Below are 17,341 nucleotides of genomic sequence, written 5' to 3' on the forward strand. Positions count from 1 at the left end.
TGTGAAAGGTGAGCCCGTGGCCAACATCGTCAACCTGGACCGGGTGTCCAAGGGGTACGGCGCCGCCGGGCCACTGCTCACCGACGTCTCGCTCGGCCTCGACGACGCCGACCGGGTCGGTGTGGTCGGCCTCAACGGCGCCGGCAAGTCGACGCTGCTGCGACTGCTCACCCGCAGCGAGGAACCCGACGACGGCCGGGTGACCCACCGCCGGGACCTGCGCGTGTCCTGGCTGCCGCAGCGCCTCGACCTGGCCCCCGACCTCACCGTGCGGGACGTCGTGCTCGGCACCGCGTGGCTCAGCGAGAGCATGGGCGCCGAGCACGAGTGGGCCGGCGACGCCGGCGTCCGCGCCATCCTCGACGGCCTCGGCATGCCCCACCTCGGCCTCGACACCCCGATCGGCCCGATGTCCGGCGGGGAACGCCGCCGCGTCGCGCTCGCCGCCCTGCTGGTCCGCGACGCCGACCTGCTCGTCCTCGACGAGCCCACCAACCACCTCGACGTCGGCGGCGTCGACTGGCTGGCCCGGCACCTGGTCACCCGCAAGGGCGCGCTCGTCGTGGTCACCCACGACCGCTGGTTCCTCGACGCCGTCTGCACCGCCACCTGGGAGGTGGCCGACCAGACCGTCCGGGCGTACGAGGGCGGCTTCGCCGCGTGGACGCTCGCCCGCGTCGAGCGGCAACGGATCGCCGCGGCCACCGAGGCCCGCCGGCAGAACCTGCTCCGCAAGGAGATCGCCTGGCTGCGCCGGGGCCCGCCGGCGCGTACCTCCAAGCCGAAGTTCCGCATCGACGCCGCGAACGCGCTCATCGCGGACGTGCCGGAGCCGCGCGACACCATGTCGCTGCAACGGCTCGCCACCGCCCGGCTCGGCAAGCAGGTGTACGACCTGGAGCACGTCACCCTGCACGCCGGCCCGAAGGAGATCCTGCACGACACCACCTGGCAGGTCGGGCCCGGCGACCGGATCGCCGTCCTCGGCCGCAACGGCGCCGGCAAGACCACCCTGCTGCGGATGCTCGCCGGGGTGACACGCGCCGACGGCGGGCGGTTCGCCGCCGGGCAGACCGTGCGGGCGGCGTTCCTCTCCCAGGAACTCGCCGAACTCCCCGGCCACCTGCGCGTGCTGGAGGCCGTCGAGGAAGTGGCGCGACGGGTGCAGCTCGGCGACCGGGAGATCAGCGCCGCCCAGCTCGCGGAGATCTTCGGTTTCGACGACCGGCGGCTCTGGACCCCGGTGAGCGACCTCTCCGGCGGGGAGCGTCGCCGGCTCCAGATGCTGCGGCTGCTCGCCGGCGAGCCCAACGTGCTGCTGCTCGACGAGCCCACGAACGACCTGGACACCGACACCCTCGCCGCGCTTGAGGACCTGCTCGACTCCTGGCCCGGCACCATAGTGGTGGCCAGCCACGACCGCTATCTCATCGAGCGGGTCACCGAGGTCGCGTACGGCATGTTCGGCGACGGGCGGCTCGTGCACCTGCCCGGCGGCGTCGACGAATACCTCGCGCGCGCCGCAGCCGCCGGTGGCCCGGCGCCCGCCGACCTCACCCCCGGCACGGCCGCCCCGGCCCGCGACGGCATGTCCGCCGCCGAGGTACGCACCGCGAAGAAGGAACTCAACCGGCTGGAACGGCAGATCGCCAAGCTCGAACAGAAGGAGGCGGGCCTGCACGAGCAGCTCGCCGCCAACGCCACCGACTACGCCCGGGTCGCCGAGTTGGACGCACAGCTCAAGGAGGTGCGGGCCGAGCGGGACCGCACCGAGGAGACCTGGCTGGCGCTGGCCGAGGAACTGCCCGGCGGCTGAGGGTGGGGGGTGTGCGGCGTCACTGACCGCCGTACGGGACAATCAGCGGAAACTCTCACCCGTTCGGTCTTTGGAGACGCAGAGATGGCCCACACCCCCGTCAACCACCCCGCGCGGCCGATCTTCCGGGCGATCGGCGGGCTCGTTGGTCTTTACTTCGTCGTCTTCGGCGTCCTCGGCGTCATCGCCAGCGCCGGCGACGACTTCTTCGCCCAGGACGACACGAAGGTGCTCGGCCAGGGCACCAACATGGGCTTCTCGCTGCTGTCGGTGCTGCTCGGCGTGGTGATCCTGGTCGGTGTGGCGATCGGCCGCAACCTCGACGTGGCGGTCAACCAGTGGCTGGCGTACACCCTGATGGTCATCGGCCTGGCCGCGCTGGCGTTCCTCCAGACCGACGCCAACGTCCTCAACTTCTCGATCATGACGGTGGTCGTGGTGCTGACCCTCTCGCTGGTGCTCCTGGTGGTCGGCATGTACGGCAAGGTCGGCAGCGACGACGAGCACGAGGCCTGGCAGAAGGCCCGCCTGGTGCTCTGATCCGGAACCACCCGACGGCCCGGCGCAGCGCGCCGGGCCGTCGGCGTCTTTCCGGGACGGAGGCGGGCGGCTCGGGTGACAATTGCCCCGAATCGGTCTCCACGGTTGGAGGGCAGCATGGCGCACTTCCCGGTGAACCACCCCGCGCGACCGCTCTACCGGGTGCTGTCCGGGCTCGTCGGCCTCTACATCCTGGTCTTCGGCGTCTGGGGCGTGTTTGAGACCTGGGGCGACGGGCTGTTCGGGCGGGACAGCAACTGGGCCCTCGGGCTGCGTACCAACCTGGCCTTCTCGCTGGTCTCGGTGGTGTTCGGCGCGGTCCTGATCGTGGGCGCGTCGCGCCGCGACAACCTCGGCCACTACATGAACCTCACCGCCGGGGTGGTCTTCCTGGTCACCGGCATCCTGATGATGGCCGTGCTGCAGACTTCGGCGAACTTCCTGAACTTCTCCATGTCCACGGTCGTCGTGTCCATGCTGTTCGGGCTGATCCTGCTCGCCACCGGCCTCTACGACAAGGTCGGGCCGCCCGAACACGCCGAGGAGGAGCGTCGCCGCCGCTACCACCCGGTCGCCGAGGGCCCTAACCGCTGATCGGGCCCGGCTTCGACTCCAGGTGCGACAGGCCGTTCCAGGCCAGGTTCACCAGATGCGCCGCCACCGTCTCCTTGCGCGGCTTGCGCACCTCCAGCCACCAGCGCCCGGCCAGCGCCACCATGCCCACGAGCGCCTGCGAATAGAGCTCCGCCAGCTTCGGGTCGTACCCCCGGCTGTGGAACTCCGCGCCGAGGATGTGCTCCACCTGGTGCGCGACGTCGTTCATCACACTGCTGAAGTTGCCCGTCGCGGACATCAGCGGCGACTCGCGGACCAGCACCCGGAACCCGCTGGTCTCCTCCTCGATGTAGGTCAGCAACGTCAGCGCGGCCTGCTCCAGCAACTCGCGCGGGTGGCCCGCGGTCAACGCCGTGGTGATCCGCTCCAACAGGGAGCGGACCTCCCGGTCCACCACCACCGCGTAGAGCCCCTCCTTGCCGCCGAAGTGCTCGTAGACCACCGGCTTGGAGACCTTGGCCCGCGCCGCCACCTCCTCGATCGAGGTGGCGTCGAATCCGCGTTCGGCGAAGATCTGCCGGGCGATCGAGATCAACTGCTCGCGCCGCTGGGTCGCGGACATGCGCACCCGGGAGGGCTTGGTCGCCGGGACAGCCCGCCGACGACTGCGGTCGCTGCCGGGAACGTCGGTCACCCGCCCATCCTGCCAGGCCCGGGCCCCTCGGGCTGACCGACGCCGATTCTGTCGTACGCCTGTTCTAATTTCGGGTGGTGACCGATCCGCTGGCCCTCGATCCACTCGCCATCGAGGCGCGCCGTCTGCGCGTCGAAGAACAGCTCTCCGTAGCGGAGATTCAGGCCCGGCTGGGCATGGGTAGGGACAGGGTCTACGCGATGCTGCGCGGAATTCCCCCTCCCGAACGGACCCGTCGACCCCGCGCTCGGGATGACGACCGCGCCGAGGCCGTGCGTCTGCGGAAGGCCGGTCGGTCGGTGAACCAGATCGCGGAGCAGCTCGGGGTGGCGAAGTCGACGGCCTACCAGTGGGTGCGTCACCTGCCGCTGGATCCGGACGCGGCGACGGCCGAGCGGCGTCGCGCGCACTCGAAGGTGATGACGGAGGCCCGCTGGAGCGCGTACCGGGAGTCGCGGGACGCGGCGCAGGCAGCCGAGCAGGCCAGGGCTGCCGGTGTGGTGGGTGGCCTCAACGAACGGGACCTGCTGGTGCTGGGCGCGGCGATCTACTGGTGCGAAGGAGCCAAGTCCAAGCCGTGGCGGCGGCCGGTGACGATGCAGTTCGTCAACACCGACCCCGGTCTGCTGGCGTTGTTCCTGCGCTTCCTCGAAGTCTGCGGGGTCGATCGGGCGGTGCCGACCTACCGGGTAAGCATCCATGAGTCGGCTGATGCCGAGGCTGCCGTCGATTGGTGGGCGCAGCGGCTGCGGCTGCCACTGGAGCGGTTCCGCCGCACCGCGCTGAAGCGGCACAACCCGACAACGATGCGGCGCAACACCGGAGACACCTATCACGGCTGCCTCGTGATCACTGTGCCGCGCAGCCGTGCGCTCTACTGGCGGATCGAAGGTATGATCTCCGAGCTGTTCCGGATCGCGGACGGGCAAGTCGAGGAGGCTGGTCCGTAGGTCTTGACATGGCAATGGGGTGTGGGGTAACGGCAACCCGCAGGCCTTTGGAGCCTTGAGCTCCTGGTTCGAATCCAGGCACCCCAGCTCAGTCGCCGAATTCACCTCGGGTGGACGGCGTTTGTGCGGCCGGATGCGAATTGGGGCGAGTCGCGTGGTTAGCATGACCGCGAGACTGTCGCCGTCCCGACGGGAGCCACGTCGTGCCCCAGCCCCACCTCCGCACCGTTGTCGTGCTCGCCGCCGGTGAGGGCAAGCGGATGAAGTCGTCCATGCCCAAGGTGCTGCACCCCCTTCTCGGTCGCACCCTGCTCGGTCACGTCCTGGCCGCGGCCGGGCCGTTGGGCGCGGACCACACGATGGTGGTGGTCGGCCACGGCGCCGACCAGGTGCGGGCACACCTGGCCGAGGTCGCCCCGACGGCCGTCCCGGTGCTTCAGGAGCGCCAGCTCGGCACCGGGCACGCGGTCCGGATCGCGTTGGACGCGGCGCCGGACGCGACGGGCACCGTCGTGGTGATCAACGGAGATGTGCCGTTGCTGCGTCCGGAGACGGTCGCGGCCCTGGTCGAGGCGCACGAGGAGGGTGCGGCGGCGGCGACCGTGCTGGCCGCCGAGGTGCCGGACCCGACCGGCCTGGGGCGGATCGTGCGGGACGCGCACGGGCGGTTGGAGCAGATCGTCGAGGAGCGCGACGCCACGCCCGCGCAGCGTGCGCTGCGGGAGATCAACGCGGGCATCTACGCGTTCGACGTGGCCCGGCTACGGGAGGCGCTGGGCAAGCTCTCCACCGACAACGACCAGGGCGAGGAATATCTGACCGACGTGTTCGCCCTGCTCCGGGACGCGGGCGAGCCGGTGGTGGTGCACTGCGCGCCCGACCACGTGGAGACGCTCGGTTGCAACGACCGGGTGGAGTTGGCGGGGCTGCGCCAGCTCCTGCGCGACCGGGTCAACGAGGGCTGGATGCGCACCGGGGTGAGCATCCTCGACCCGCACACCACCTGGATCGACGTGACGGTCACCGTGGAGCGGGACGCCGTGATCGACCAGAACACCCAGTTGCAGGGCGCCACGGTGGTCGGCGCGGGCGCGCTCGTGGGTCCGGACACCACGCTTGTCGACACCGTGGTGGGCGAGGACGCGAGCGTGGTGCGCAGCCACGCGGTGGGCGCCGAGGTCGGCCCGCAGGCGAGCGTCGGGCCGTACGCCTACCTGCGGCCGGAGTCGCGGCTGGCCCGTAAGGCGAAGGTCGGCACGTTCGTGGAGACCAAGAAGGCGTCGATCGGGGAGGGCTCGAAGGTGCCTCACCTGTCGTACGTGGGGGACGCGACGATCGGCGATCACAGCAACATCGGCGCGGCCACGGTCTTCGTCAACTACGACGGGGTGCGCAAGCACCACACCACGATCGGTAGTCACGCGCGCACCGGGGCGGACAACATGTTCGTGGCGCCGGTGCGGGTGGGTGACGGCGCGTACACCGCGGCCGGGTCGGTGATCGTCGCGGACGTGCCGGCGGGCGCGATGGCGGTGGCGCGGGGTCAGCAGCGCAACGTGGAGGGCTGGGTGCTGCGCAAGCGGCCCGAGTCGGCGGCTGCGCAGGCGGCGCGTCGGTCCGGTGAGGGTGCGTCGGAGCCGGGCGGCGCGGCAAGCGAAGGTGACTGAACCCACGGGGACGGCCGGGCCGTGGGTGGACCGGTGAACCCGGGGGATACTGCAACCGAACAGTCCCCGGCCCCACCGCCGCCGGGCACCACCGACACACGGGAGCAGACGGGCCCATGGGCAGCATCGTCGCCGAGAACCGCAAGAGCCTGATGCTCTTTTCCGGGAGGGGTTTTCCGGAGCTGGCCAAGGAGATCGGTGAGGTGCTCGGCGTCGCGCCGACGCCCACCGACGCGTACGAGTTCGCCAACGGTGAGATCTTCGTACGGTTCAAGGACTCGGTGCGTGGGTCGGACGCCTTCGTGGTGCAGTCCGTGACGCACGGGGTGAACACGTGGGTCATGGAGACCCTGATCATGGTCGACGCGCTGAAGCGCGGTTCGGCCAAGCGGATCACCGTGGTGTTGCCGTTCTACCCCTACTCCCGGCAGGACAAGAAGCACCGGGGCCGGGAGCCGATCTCGGCGCGGCTGGTGGCCGACCTGTTGAAGACCGCGGGCGCGAACCGGATCCTCACCGTGGATCTGCACACCGCGCAGATCCAGGGTTTCTTCGACGGGCCGGTGGACCACCTGTTCGCGATGGACATTCTGGCCGAGTACGTCGAGCACCGCTATGCGGGCCGGCCGATGACGGTGGTGGCGCCGGACTCGGGTCGGGTGCGCGTGGCCGAGCGGTGGACGGACCGGCTGGGTGGCTGCCCGCTGGCGTTCATCCACAAGACGCGGGACCCGATGAAGCCGAACCAGGTGGTGGCGAACCGCGTGGTCGGTGAGGTCGAGGGCCGGGTGTGCCTGATCGTGGACGACATGATCGACACCGGCGGCACGATCGCCAAGGCGGCCGACATCCTGAAGGAGTCGGGAGCGGCGGAGATCGTGGTGGCGTCGACCCACGCGCTGTTGTCGGATCCGGCGACCGAGCGGCTGAAGAACAGCCCGATCAGCGAGGTCGTGGTGACGAACACGCTGCCGTTGCCGCCGGAGAAGCAGCTCGACAAGCTGACCGTGCTGTCGATCGCCCCGCTGCTGGCCCGGGCGATCCGCGAGGTCTTCGACGATGGTTCGGTGACCACCCTCTTCGGTGGCCTGAGCTGATCGTCGGGTTCGGCCGCCGGCTCGTCCGGCGGCCGGGCCGTTGCCCTGCGCGCCGGCCGCGACGGTGATACGGGGACTGCCGGAGGGCCCGGATTTCGCTCGGGTAGACTGGTGCGGTTGCCACGGCGAGGGTGCCCGGCGGGCTGCTGAATAGCACCGCACGGAGGCGCCGTCATCGACGCGGTGCTCCGGGCGGTCGTTCATGACCTTGAGCCCCAGCGAGCCCCTCGCCCAGCACCGCCAGACGACAAGCCGCCGCAGCGAAGCATCAGGAGTTTCCCCGTGTCCGAGGTAAAGATCAGCGCCGAGCCCCGCACCGAGTTCGGCAAGGGTGGTGCCCGTCGTACCCGCCGGGCCGGCAAGGTGCCCGCCGTGCTGTACGGCCACGGCGAGAAGCCCACGCACATCGCGTTGCCGGCGCGGGAGTTCGCCGCGGCGATCCGCAAGGGCGGTGCGAACCAGCTCTTCGCGATCGAGGTCAGCGACGGCACCCAGGTGCTGGCGCTGCCGAAGGCGATCCAGCGTGACCCGATCCGGGACTCCTTCGAGCACGTGGACCTGCTCCTGGTCCGCCGGGGCGAGAAGGTCACGGTCGAGGTCCCGGTCCAGCTGACCGGTGAGGCGGCGCGGGACACCCTGATCGTGCACGACCACGACACCCTGTCGGTGACCGCCGACGCGACCAAGGTGCCGGACCACCTGGAGGCGTCGATCGACGGCGCCGAGGCGGGCACCGTGGTCACCGCGGGCGACGTCGAGCTGCCGGCCGGTGTCGAGCTGGCCGTGGACGGGGAGCTGCCGGTCGCCTCGGTGACCGCCGCCCCGACCGCCGAGCAGCTCGAGGCCACCCTCCCCGAGGTCGAGGAGGCCACCGAGGAGGCCGAGGCCGGCGCCGGCGAGGAGACCGCCGAGGCGCCGGAGGGCGCTCCGGCCGCCGAGGGCGGAGAGGCTCCGGCCGAGGCGAAGACCGAGGCCTGACCGGTCCGCAGGCTGTGCGACAGGCGTCCCCGGTGGTCCGGGGGCGCCTGTCGGCGTATCGGGGCGGGTGGCGGGGTAGCGAGCGGGAAGGGGCGTCGGGGTGACGGACGAGGCGGGGCCGTGGCTGGTGGTCGGCCTGGGCAACCCCGGTCGGGAGTACGCGCACAACCGGCACAACGTCGGGTTCATGGTGGCCGACCTGCTGGCCGCCCGGGTGGGCGCGAAGTTCGGCCGGCACCGGCGGGCGGTGGCCGAGGCCGCCGAGGGGCGGCTGGGGTTCGGCGGCCCGAAGCTGGTGCTGGTGAAGCCGCTCACCTACATGAACCTTTCCGGTGGCCCGGTCGCCGGGCTGGCCCAGTTCCACAAGATCCCGCCGGCCCGGGTGATCGCGGTGCACGACGAGCTGGACATCCCGTACGGGCAGGTGCGGGTGAAGTGCGGTGGGGGCGAGGGCGGTCACAACGGCCTGCGGTCGATGTCGAAGTCGCTCGGCACGAAGGACTACGTACGGGTGCGGTTCGGGGTCGGGCGGCCTCCGGGCCGGCAGGACCCGGCGGACTTCGTACTCTCGGATTTCTCCGCCGCCGAGCGCAAGGAGCTGGAGTTCCTGGTGGATCGCGCGGCGGACGTGGTGGAGTCGGTGGTCACCAAGGGTGTGGAGCCGACGCAGAACCTGTACCACGGGGCCTGAGCGGCTCGTCCGGAGCCGGCCGGTAGTCTGCGCCTGCGCGAGGTGGGCGAAGGCCGGCGACGGGAGCGGTGAGACCATGGTCAGTCCTCCGGTGATCGACGGCGCGTTCGCCCGCTGGCTGGCGTCGCGGGCCGGGCAGGCGTTGGTGGATCTGCGCGCGGAGGTGGGCTTCGGGGACGCGGAGGCGTTGCGGTCGGCCGGGGACAAGGTCTCGCACGACCTGATCCGGACCGAGTTGGCGAAGTGGCGTCCGGCGGACGCGGTGCTGTCGGAGGAGGACGTGGGCGCGCGGTCGGCCGGGGTGGGCGGCGAGGCGCCGGCCCGACTGGCCGCCGACCGGGTGTGGATCGTCGATCCGTTGGACGGCACCCGGGAGTACGCGGAGGAGGGGCGCGCGGACTGGGCGGTGCACGTGGCGCTCTGGTCGCGGCGGGCGTCCACGCCGCACGGCCTGGTGGCGGGCGCGGTGGGCCTGCCGGCGCAGCACCGGGTGGTGGGCACGGACTACCCGCCGGCGTACCCGCCGATGCCTGTGGAGTCGAGGTCGGCGGGCGGCGCGCGGACCATCCGGTTGGCGGCCAGTCGTAGCCGTCCGCCGGTTTTCCTGACCGATCTGGCAGAGGACGTCGGCGCTCATCTGGTTCCGATGGGCTCGGCGGGCGCGAAGATCGCCGCCGTGGTCACCGGTGAGGTCGACGCGTACATCCACGCGGGCGGCCAGTACGAGTGGGACTCCGCCGCTCCGGTCGCTGTGGCGACGGCCACCGGACTGCATGCTTCCCGGATCGACGGTTCTGCGCTGAAATACAACGAGGCCGACCCGCGCCTACCGGATCTGCTGGTCTGCCGCAAGGATCTCGCGAGTCGGTTGCTTGCAGCGTTGCAGCGGCATTCCGGGTAACCTGAGCGTTCTTCTTCACGACTCCGACCGGAAAGGTCTGGATTCCCGATGTACGGTTCCGAGCGAATCGAGTTCGTGTCATGACGGCCCCCGTCGCGTACCAGGTGTCGCACCTCGACGAGTTGGAGGCGGAGAGCGTCTTCGTGATGCGTGAGGTGGTCGCGGAGATGGAGCGGCCGGTGTTGCTGTTCTCCGGTGGTAAGGACTCGATCGTGATGTTGCGGTTGGCGCAGAAGGCGTTCGCGCCGGCGAACATCCCGTTTCCGGTGATGCATGTGGATACGGGGCACAACTTCGCTGAGGTGTTGGAGTACCGGGATCGGCGGGTGGCGGAGTTGGGGTTGCAGTTGATCGTGGCGAGTGTGCCGGAGGCGTTGACCGCGGGTGTGGTGCGGGAGGCGGCGGATGGTACGCGGAACCGGATCCAGACGCCGGTGTTGTTGGACGCGGTGGAGAAGCATCGGTTCGACGCGTTGTTCGGTGGGGCGCGGCGGGATGAGGAGAAGGCGCGGGCGAAGGAGCGGGTGTTCAGCTTCCGGGACGAGTTCGGGCAGTGGGATCCGAAGAACCAGCGTCCGGAGTTGTGGTCGTTGTACAACGGTCGGCATCATCCGGGTGAGTCGATCCGGGTGTTCCCGTTGTCGAACTGGACCGAGTTGGACGTCTGGCACTACATCGCGCGGGAGCGGATTCCGTTGCCGTCGATCTACTTCGCGCACGAGCGGGAGGTGATCGAGCGGGATGGGATGTTCTACGCGGTGAACGAGTTTTTCCGGGCGCGGGCGGGTGAGGAGCCGTTCACGGCCCGGGTGCGGTATCGGACGGTGGGTGACGCCTCCTGCACGGCGGCGGTCCGCTCGGACGCGGACACGGTGGAGAAGGTGATCGAGGAGGTGGCCGCGACGCGGATCACCGAGCGGGGCGCGACCCGGGGTGACGATCGGGTCAGTGAGGCCGCGATGGAGGACCGTAAGCGAGAGGGCTACTTCTGATGAGCGTCGACATCCTGGCCCCGGCCGACGGTGAGACCGCCGCGCGGCCGATGGACCTGTTGCGGTTCGCGACCGCCGGTAGCGTCGACGACGGTAAGTCGACGTTGATCGGCCGGTTGTTGTATGACACGAAGTCGTTGTTCAGTGACCAGTTGGCCGCGGTGGAGGCGGTCAGCGCGGCGCGGGGCGACGAGTACACGAATTTGGCGTTGCTGACCGACGGATTGCGGGCGGAGCGGGAGCAGGGCATCACGATCGATGTGGCGTATCGGTACTTCGCCACGCCGCGGCGTAAGTTCATCATCGCCGACACGCCGGGGCACATCCAGTACACGCGGAACATGGTGACCGGGGCGTCGACGGCGGATCTGGCGTTGATCCTGGTGGACGCGCGTAAGGGTTTGGTGGAGCAGTCCCGCCGGCATGCGTTCCTGTGTTCGCTGTTGCGGGTGCCGCACCTGGTGTTGTGTGTCAACAAGATGGACCTGGTCGACTGGTCGCAGGAGGTGTTCGAGCGGATCGCCGACGAGTTCACCGCGTTCGCCGCGAAACTCGACGCCCCGGACCTGACCGTGGTGCCGGTCTCCGCGCTACGCGGAGACAACATCGTCTCCCGGTCGGAGAACATGCCCTGGTACGAAGGCCCGTCGCTGCTGCACCACCTGGAACACGTCCACATCGCCTCCGACCGCAACCTCGTCGACGTCCGCTTCCCCGTGCAGTACGTCATCCGCCCACAGTCCACCACCGTCACCGACTACCGCGGCTACGCCGGCCAGGTCGCCTCCGGCGTCCTCAAGCCCGGCGACGAGGTGATGGTGCTGCCCTCAGGGTTCACCAGCCGGATCGCCGCGGTGGAGACGGCCGACGGCCCGGTGGACGAGGCGTTCCCGCCGATGTCGGTGACGGTCCGGCTGACCGACGAGATCGACATCTCCCGGGGCGACATGATCTGCCGGCCGAACAACGCCCCGATGGTCGCGCAGGACATCGAGGCGATGGTCTGCTGGATGGACGAGAGCCGGCCGCTCCAGGTGGGCGGCAGGTACGCGATCAAGCACACCACCCGCTCGGCCCGGGCGATCGTCCGCGACCTGCACTACCGGCTGGACATCAACTCGCTGCACCGGGACGAGGCGGCAGGCGAACTGAAACTCAACGAGATCGGCCGGATCCGGCTGCGAACCACCGTTCCGTTGCTCGCCGACGAATACCGCCGCAACCGCACCACCGGCGGCTTCATCATCATCGACGAGGCGACGAACCGCACGGTCGGCGCCGGCATGATCGTCGAAGGTGGCTGAGGTTTTTTGATAGGCGGGGGCCCTTCTTAACACACGGGTGTTAAGAAGGGCCCCCGCCTTACAACCGGGTGACGCCGCCGGCGGGGAGGACGGTCAGGGTGCCGGGGGCGGAGAAGCCGCGCCCGGCGTACGCGGTCCGGACGGCGGCGGCCACCGTGTCGGCGGCGTCCGCGTCGACCAGGGCGAGCACGCAGCCGCCGAAACCGCCGCCGGTCATCCGCGCGCCGTACGCCCCGGCGTGGAGCGCCGCCTCGACCGCGACGTCGATCTCCGGGACGGTGATCTCGAAGTCGTCGCGCATCGAGGCGTGCGAGGCGGTCAGCAGTGGCCCGGCCTCGCGGACCCGGTCGGCGCGGAGTAACGCGACGGTGTCGAGCACCCGCTGGTTCTCGGTGACCACGTGCCGGACCCGGCGGCGGGTCTCGTCGTCGTCGAGGCGGGCCAGCGCCGCGTCGAGGTCGGCGGTGGGCACGTCGCGCAGGGCGGTCACCCCGAGCGTCGCGGCGGCCCGTTCGCAGCTCTTCCGCCGGGCGGCGTACTCCCCGTCGGCGTGTCGGTGCGGCGCGCGTGAGTCGATGACAAGCACGGCCAGCCCGGCGGCGTCCAGGTCGAACGGGATCTGCTCGATCTCCTCGGTGCGGCAGTCGAGGAAGAGGGCGTGCCCCTCCCGGCCCCGGATGACCGCGGACTGGTCCATGATCCCGGTCGGCGCGCCGACGTAGTCGTTCTCGGCGCGCTGGGCGAGCCGGGGCCACCGCTCGGCGGGCAGGTCCAGCCCGCCGAGGTCGACCAGGGCGGCCAGCACCGCCGACTCGATGGCGGCGGACGAGGAGAGCCCGGAGCCGACCGGGACGTCGGAGGCGATGGCGAGTCGCGCGCCCGGGACGTCGAGGCCGGCGGCGCGCAGCGCCCAGACCACGCCGGCCACGTAGGCGGCCCAGCCCTCGACCCGGCCGGGCTCGTCGGCCGCCTCGGCGCCGAACTCCACCGGCTCGTCGTCCAGCTCCGACCAGACCGTCCAGCGCCCGTCCGGGCCGGGCGCCGCGGCGACGACGGTACGCAGCGGAAGCGCGAAGGGCAGCACGAAGCCGTCGTTGTAGTCGGTGTGCTCGCCGATCAGGTTGACCCGCCCGGGAGCGGCCCAGCGGCCGGCCGGCTCGGTGGCGTACCGCTGCCGGAAGCCGGCGGTGGCGCGGTCGGCGACATCGCTCATGCTGTGCCATCTTTCGTTCGCGACTGCGGGGCTCGCAACCCCGGCTCACTCCTCGCGCTCACGGGCGTGCGCCCGCGATGTGCTCGCGGTAGAACGCCCAGGCGTCGCCGACCATGTCCTGGAGGGTCGGCTTCGCAGGCACCCAGCCCAGCTCGTCGCGGGCCAGCGCGGACGAGGCGACCAGCTCGGCGGGGTCGCCCTCGCGGCGCGGCGCCACCTCGACCGGCAGCGGGTGCCCGGTGACCTCGCGGACCACGTCGACGACCTGACGGTTGGTGAAGCCGTTGCCGTTGCCGAGGTTGTAGATCCGGTGCCGGCCCGGCGTGGCCGCGTCGAGCGCGAGCAGGTGGGCGCGGGCCAGGTCCTCGACGTGGATGTAGTCGCGGACGCAGGTGCCGTCGACGGTGGGGTAGTCGTCGCCGAAGAGTTGGAGCTTCTCGCGCCGGCCGGCGGCCACGTCGAGCGCGATCGGGATGAGGTGCGTCTCCGGGTCGTGCCGCTCGCCGATGGCCTGCCCGTCGCGCAGGTAGGCCCCGACGACGTTGAAGTAGCGCAGCGAGACGGCGCCCAGCTCGTGCGCGATCGCCTCGGAGGTGAGCGCCATGTCGACGGCCAGCTTCGTCGCCCCGTAGGTGTTGGTGGGGGCCTTGACGGCGGTTTCCGGGATGGGCAGCTCGGTGGGGTTGCCGTAGACGGCGGCGGTGGAGGAGAAGACCATCCGCGGGACCCGGGCGGCGCGGACCGCGTCGAGCAGGGCGAGCGAGCCGACGGTGTTGGTGTCCCAGTACAGCTCCGGGCGGATCATCGACTCACCGGCGGCGATCAGGGCGGCGAAGTGCAGCACGCCGTCGAACCCGGCGTCGGGGGTGAGCACCCGGGCGGCCTCGTGCACGGGCAGGTCCACGTGGGTCGCCTCGGGGGCGAGCGCCTCGCGGTGCCCGGTGCGCAGGTCGTCCAGCACCGTCACCTGGTGGCCGTGGTCGAGCAGCATCCGGGTCACCACGCTGCCGATGTAGCCGGCGCCGCCGGTGACGAGCAGTTTCACGTCGGTCCTCCTGCCTGGCCGCGTCCGTGTCGGCCGTCCGTGATCACCCTACGGCCGGCGCGCCCGGGGCGGCGGGTCGAGTGCGCGTCACTTCATTCCACCGCAAAGCATCAGGGCCGAACAGATCCGAACATCGGGCCGGTTCGCCAGCGCTCGATGTCTACCATGCTTGTCATGCGGGAAGCGGGTGGTCCCGGGCCCCGGCGACGACCGCCGGGGCGGCCCCGACGCGAACCCGGCCCGCTCGCCCGGGCCGTGGCCCGCCTGGTGGTGCGAGCCGCCGACGGCGCGACCCGCATGGTCACCGGCCTGCTCGGGGCGAGTCCCACCGCCGGGCGGGAACGGATCAGCGAAGCCGAGCTGCGCGACCTGGTCGCGGCGAACACGGTGCTCGACCCGGACGAGCGGCGGATCATCGACGAGGTGCTGACGGCCGGCGCGCGGCTGGTACGCGAGGTGATGGTGCCCCGCACCGAGGTCGTCTTCCTCTCCGCCGGGCACTCCATGGCGCAGGCGCAGCGGCTGGTCCGGGACGACCCGCACACCCGCTACCCGGTGGTGGACGGCACCCCTGACGACGTGGTCGGCCTGGTGCACCTGCGGGACGTGCTGCTGCGCCCGGAACCGGCCGGCCCGGTCGCCGTCGCCGAGCTGATCCGCGAGGTGAAACGGCTGCCGGGCAGCAAGCGGGTGCTCGCCGCGCTCACCGAGATGCGCCGCGAGGGGCACCACCTGGCCGTGGTGGTCGACGAGTACGGCGGCACCGCCGGCATCGTCACCTGCGAGGACCTGGTCGAGGAACTGGTCGGGGAGATCTACGACGAGGACCACGCCCCGCCCGGGACGGAGTCCGCCGGGCTGCCCGCCGTGGTCGACGGCCGGCTCAACCTGGTCGACTTCGCCGAGCGCACCGGCGTGCCGCTGCCCGCCGGCCCGTACGAGACGGTCGGCGGGTACGTGATGGCCGCGCTGGGCCGGCTGCCGGTGGCCGGCGACGAGGTCCCGGTGGCGGTCGACCCGACGGACGGATCGGACGTCACCGATCCGGAGGGCTGGCTGCTGCGGGTGCTGGCGCTCGACGGCCGGCGGGTGTCCCGCCTGGCGGTCTCCGCGCTGCGGCTGCCCGAGCCCCGACGCGAGGTCAGCGGCCCGCTGCCGCCCGTACCCGTCCGACCCGCCGGCCCGTCATGACGGATCCCGGGGCTTGCTGACAGAATTGCCGCCATGTCCGACGTACCCGTCCGCCCGCGCGTCTTCTCCGGCATCCAGCCGACCGCCGACTCGTTCCACCTCGGCAACTATCTGGGCGCGCTGCGGCACTGGGTGGCCCTGCAGGACAGCCACGACGCGTTCTACTGCGTGGTGGACCTGCACGCGATCACCGCGGGCCACGACCCCCAGGTGCTGAAGCGGCGCAGCCGGGTGGCCGCGGCGCAGCTCTTCGCGCTGGGCCTCGACCCGGAGCGCAGCACGCTGTTCGTCCAGTCGCAGGTGCCCGAGCACCCGCAGTTGACCTGGGTGCTCGGATGCATCACCGGGTTCGGCGAGGCCAGCCGGATGACCCAGTTCAAGGACAAGTCGCAGAAGCAGGGCAGCGAGCGGGCAAGTGTCGGCCTGTTCACGTACCCGATCCTCCAGGCCGCCGACATCCTGCTCTACCAGGCGCACGCGGTGCCGGTCGGCGAGGACCAGCGGCAGCACCTGGAGCTTTCCCGCGACCTGGCACAGCGGTTCAACTCGTTGTTCGGTCAGACGTTCACGGTGCCGGCGCCGCATATCGTGAAGGACACTGCCAAGATTACCGACTTGCAGGATCCGACGGCCAAGATGTCGAAGTCGTCCTCCTCCCCGGCCGGCATCATCGACCTGCTGGAGGACCCGGCGCGGTCGGCCAAGAAGATCCGTTCGGCGGTCACCGACACCGGTCGCGAGATCGTTTTCGACGCGGTGGGCAAGCCCGGCGTCTCCAACCTGCTCACCATCTACTCCGCGCTCTCCGGCCGGGGCATGGACGACCTGGTCGCGGCGTACGACGGCAGGGGTTACGGCGACCTCAAGAAGGACCTCGCCGAGGTGGTGCGGGAGTTCGTCACCCCGGTCCAGGAGCGCACCAACGGCTACCTGGACGACCCGGCCCAGCTCGACAAGTTGCTCGCGCAGGGCGCGGAGAAGGCCCGGGCGGTGGCGGCCGACACGCTGCACACCGCGTACGAGCGGGTCGGCTTCTTCCCGCCGGTGCGGTTCGAGTAGCGGCCCGGGTGGAGCGGAGGCGGTGACGCAGGCGGTGACCGGAGGGACGGCACGCGACGTGGCGGGCAGTGCCGCGGCGCCCGACAGCGAGGGCACGATCCAGATCGGGATCGCGGTCGACATCCCCGAGCCGTGGGGCGGGCTGCTCACCCGCCGCCGGGTGGAGGCCGGCGACCCGCAGGCCGTCCCGGCCCACGTCACCCTGCTCGGGCCCACCGAGATCCCGGTACGCGCGCTGCCCCCGGTCGAGGAACACCTGGCCCGGGTGGCCGCCGCGCACCTGCCGTTCACGCTGCACCTGCGCGGCACCGGCACGTTCCGGCCGGTCACCCAGGTGGTCTTCGTGACGGTCGCCGCCGGGATCAGCGAGTGCGAACTGCTCGCCTCCGCCATCAACTCGGCCCCCGAGCTGCGCCGCGAGACGCGCTTTCCCTACCACCCGCACGTCACCGTGGCGCAGGACGTGCCGCCCGAGGTGCTCGACAAGGCGTACGAGGACCTGGCCGACTTCTCCGCGCTGTTCGAGGTGGAGGCGTTCACGCTCTTCTCACACAGCGGGGCGACCCGGTGGCAGCCCCGCCGCGACTTCCGGCTCGGCGGCGGGCGCTGAACACTCGACCGGCCGGGCCTCCTCCGCCGGGGGCGGTG

At 71.2% G+C, this 17,341-nt stretch carries 16 protein-coding genes, 1 tRNA gene and 1 pseudogene; 15 read left to right on the forward strand and 3 right to left on the reverse strand.

Going from position 1 to position 17,341, the window contains the following annotated elements:
- The first annotated feature begins 16 nt into the window (after positions 1 to 16).
- The 3 genes from O7619_RS07775 to O7619_RS07785 all read left to right on the forward strand — a co-directional run bounded on the left by O7619_RS07775 (position 17) and on the right by O7619_RS07785 (position 2,950).
- Positions 17 to 1,816, forward strand: coding sequence for an ABC-F family ATP-binding cassette domain-containing protein (locus tag O7619_RS07775; protein WP_282286652.1), 1,800 nt, complete (start codon positions 17 to 19; stop codon positions 1,814 to 1,816).
- 84 nt (positions 1,817 to 1,900) lie between these two features.
- Complete coding sequence (locus O7619_RS07780) at positions 1,901 to 2,356, forward strand: DUF4383 domain-containing protein (protein WP_282286654.1); 456 nt, start codon at positions 1,901 to 1,903, stop codon at positions 2,354 to 2,356.
- 117 nt (positions 2,357 to 2,473) lie between these two features.
- Entirely contained in the window at positions 2,474 to 2,950 is a 477-nt protein-coding gene (locus O7619_RS07785) for a DUF4383 domain-containing protein (RefSeq protein WP_282286656.1), read from the forward strand.
- On the opposite strand, the gene O7619_RS07790 is transcribed toward O7619_RS07785, so the two are convergent.
- On the reverse strand, positions 2,940 to 3,605 hold the full coding sequence (locus tag O7619_RS07790; RefSeq protein ID WP_282286657.1) for a TetR/AcrR family transcriptional regulator: 666 nt from the start codon (positions 3,603 to 3,605) through the stop codon (positions 2,940 to 2,942). The two genes, O7619_RS07785 and O7619_RS07790, sit on opposite strands and share 11 nt — an antisense overlap.
- A gap of 77 nt (positions 3,606 to 3,682) precedes the next feature.
- On the opposite strand from O7619_RS07790, the gene O7619_RS07795 reads away from it, so the two are divergent.
- The 9 genes and pseudogenes from O7619_RS07795 to cysN all read left to right on the forward strand — a co-directional run bounded on the left by O7619_RS07795 (position 3,683) and on the right by cysN (position 12,185).
- Positions 3,683 to 4,555 carry a helix-turn-helix domain-containing protein gene (locus tag O7619_RS07795; protein ID WP_282286658.1) on the forward strand — a complete coding sequence of 291 codons (873 nt, stop codon included), beginning with the start codon at positions 3,683 to 3,685 and terminating at the stop codon, positions 4,553 to 4,555.
- 15 nt (positions 4,556 to 4,570) lie between these two features.
- Positions 4,571 to 4,642, forward strand: a tRNA-Gln gene (locus tag O7619_RS07800).
- 116 nt (positions 4,643 to 4,758) lie between these two features.
- Positions 4,759 to 6,282 (forward strand): annotated as a pseudogene (gene glmU, locus O7619_RS07805) (bifunctional UDP-N-acetylglucosamine diphosphorylase/glucosamine-1-phosphate N-acetyltransferase GlmU); the annotation flags it as partial.
- Positions 6,283 to 6,338: 56 nt separating this feature from the next.
- Complete coding sequence (locus O7619_RS07810; protein WP_282286659.1) at positions 6,339 to 7,319, forward strand: ribose-phosphate diphosphokinase; 981 nt, start codon at positions 6,339 to 6,341, stop codon at positions 7,317 to 7,319.
- Positions 7,320 to 7,601: 282 nt separating this feature from the next.
- Complete coding sequence (locus O7619_RS07815) at positions 7,602 to 8,297, forward strand: 50S ribosomal protein L25/general stress protein Ctc (protein WP_282286660.1); 696 nt, start codon at positions 7,602 to 7,604, stop codon at positions 8,295 to 8,297.
- Between the two features lie 100 nt (positions 8,298 to 8,397).
- Positions 8,398 to 8,988: an aminoacyl-tRNA hydrolase gene (gene pth, locus O7619_RS07820; RefSeq protein ID WP_282286662.1), complete on the forward strand. Its 591-nt coding sequence runs from the start codon at positions 8,398 to 8,400 to the stop codon at positions 8,986 to 8,988.
- A 76-nt stretch (positions 8,989 to 9,064) separates the two neighbouring features.
- Positions 9,065 to 9,889 (forward strand): inositol monophosphatase family protein, encoded by an 825-nt coding sequence (locus tag O7619_RS07825; RefSeq protein ID WP_282286663.1) that lies wholly within the window; start codon positions 9,065 to 9,067, stop codon positions 9,887 to 9,889.
- 80 nt (positions 9,890 to 9,969) lie between these two features.
- The gene (gene cysD / locus O7619_RS07830) at positions 9,970 to 10,881 is read left to right on the forward strand and encodes a sulfate adenylyltransferase subunit CysD (protein WP_282286664.1); all 912 of its coding nucleotides are present in this window, start codon (positions 9,970 to 9,972) and stop codon (positions 10,879 to 10,881) included.
- On the forward strand, positions 10,881 to 12,185 hold the full coding sequence (cysN, locus tag O7619_RS07835) for a sulfate adenylyltransferase subunit CysN (RefSeq protein ID WP_282286665.1): 1,305 nt from the start codon (positions 10,881 to 10,883) through the stop codon (positions 12,183 to 12,185). Before cysD ends, cysN begins: the two co-directional genes overlap by 1 nt.
- 58 nt (positions 12,186 to 12,243) lie before the next feature.
- On the opposite strand, the gene galK is transcribed toward cysN, so the two are convergent.
- Both galK and galE read right to left on the reverse strand, forming a co-directional pair.
- Complete coding sequence (gene galK / locus O7619_RS07840) at positions 12,244 to 13,398, reverse strand: galactokinase (RefSeq protein ID WP_282286666.1); 1,155 nt, start codon at positions 13,396 to 13,398, stop codon at positions 12,244 to 12,246.
- A gap of 58 nt (positions 13,399 to 13,456) precedes the next feature.
- The gene (galE, locus tag O7619_RS07845) at positions 13,457 to 14,389 is read right to left on the reverse strand and encodes a UDP-glucose 4-epimerase GalE (protein ID WP_282288718.1); all 933 of its coding nucleotides are present in this window, start codon (positions 14,387 to 14,389) and stop codon (positions 13,457 to 13,459) included.
- Between the two features lie 228 nt (positions 14,390 to 14,617).
- Between galE and O7619_RS07850 the strand changes: the two genes are divergently transcribed.
- Genes O7619_RS07850 through O7619_RS07860 form a run of 3 tightly spaced genes read left to right on the forward strand, consistent with a single transcriptional unit; the run spans position 14,618 to position 17,303 of the window.
- Positions 14,618 to 15,634, forward strand: a complete 1,017-nt coding sequence (locus O7619_RS07850) for a hemolysin family protein (protein ID WP_282286667.1) — start codon at positions 14,618 to 14,620, stop codon at positions 15,632 to 15,634.
- 33 nt (positions 15,635 to 15,667) lie between these two features.
- Positions 15,668 to 16,693: a tryptophan--tRNA ligase gene (gene trpS, locus O7619_RS07855; RefSeq protein WP_282286668.1), complete on the forward strand. Its 1,026-nt coding sequence runs from the start codon at positions 15,668 to 15,670 to the stop codon at positions 16,691 to 16,693.
- A gap of 34 nt (positions 16,694 to 16,727) precedes the next feature.
- Entirely contained in the window at positions 16,728 to 17,303 is a 576-nt protein-coding gene (locus tag O7619_RS07860; protein ID WP_282288719.1) for a 2'-5' RNA ligase family protein, read from the forward strand.
- The last annotated feature ends 38 nt before the right edge of the window (positions 17,304 to 17,341 follow it).

Source organism: Micromonospora sp. WMMD998, from assembly GCF_029581235.1.
GTDB lineage: Bacteria > Actinomycetota > Actinomycetes > Mycobacteriales > Micromonosporaceae > Micromonospora.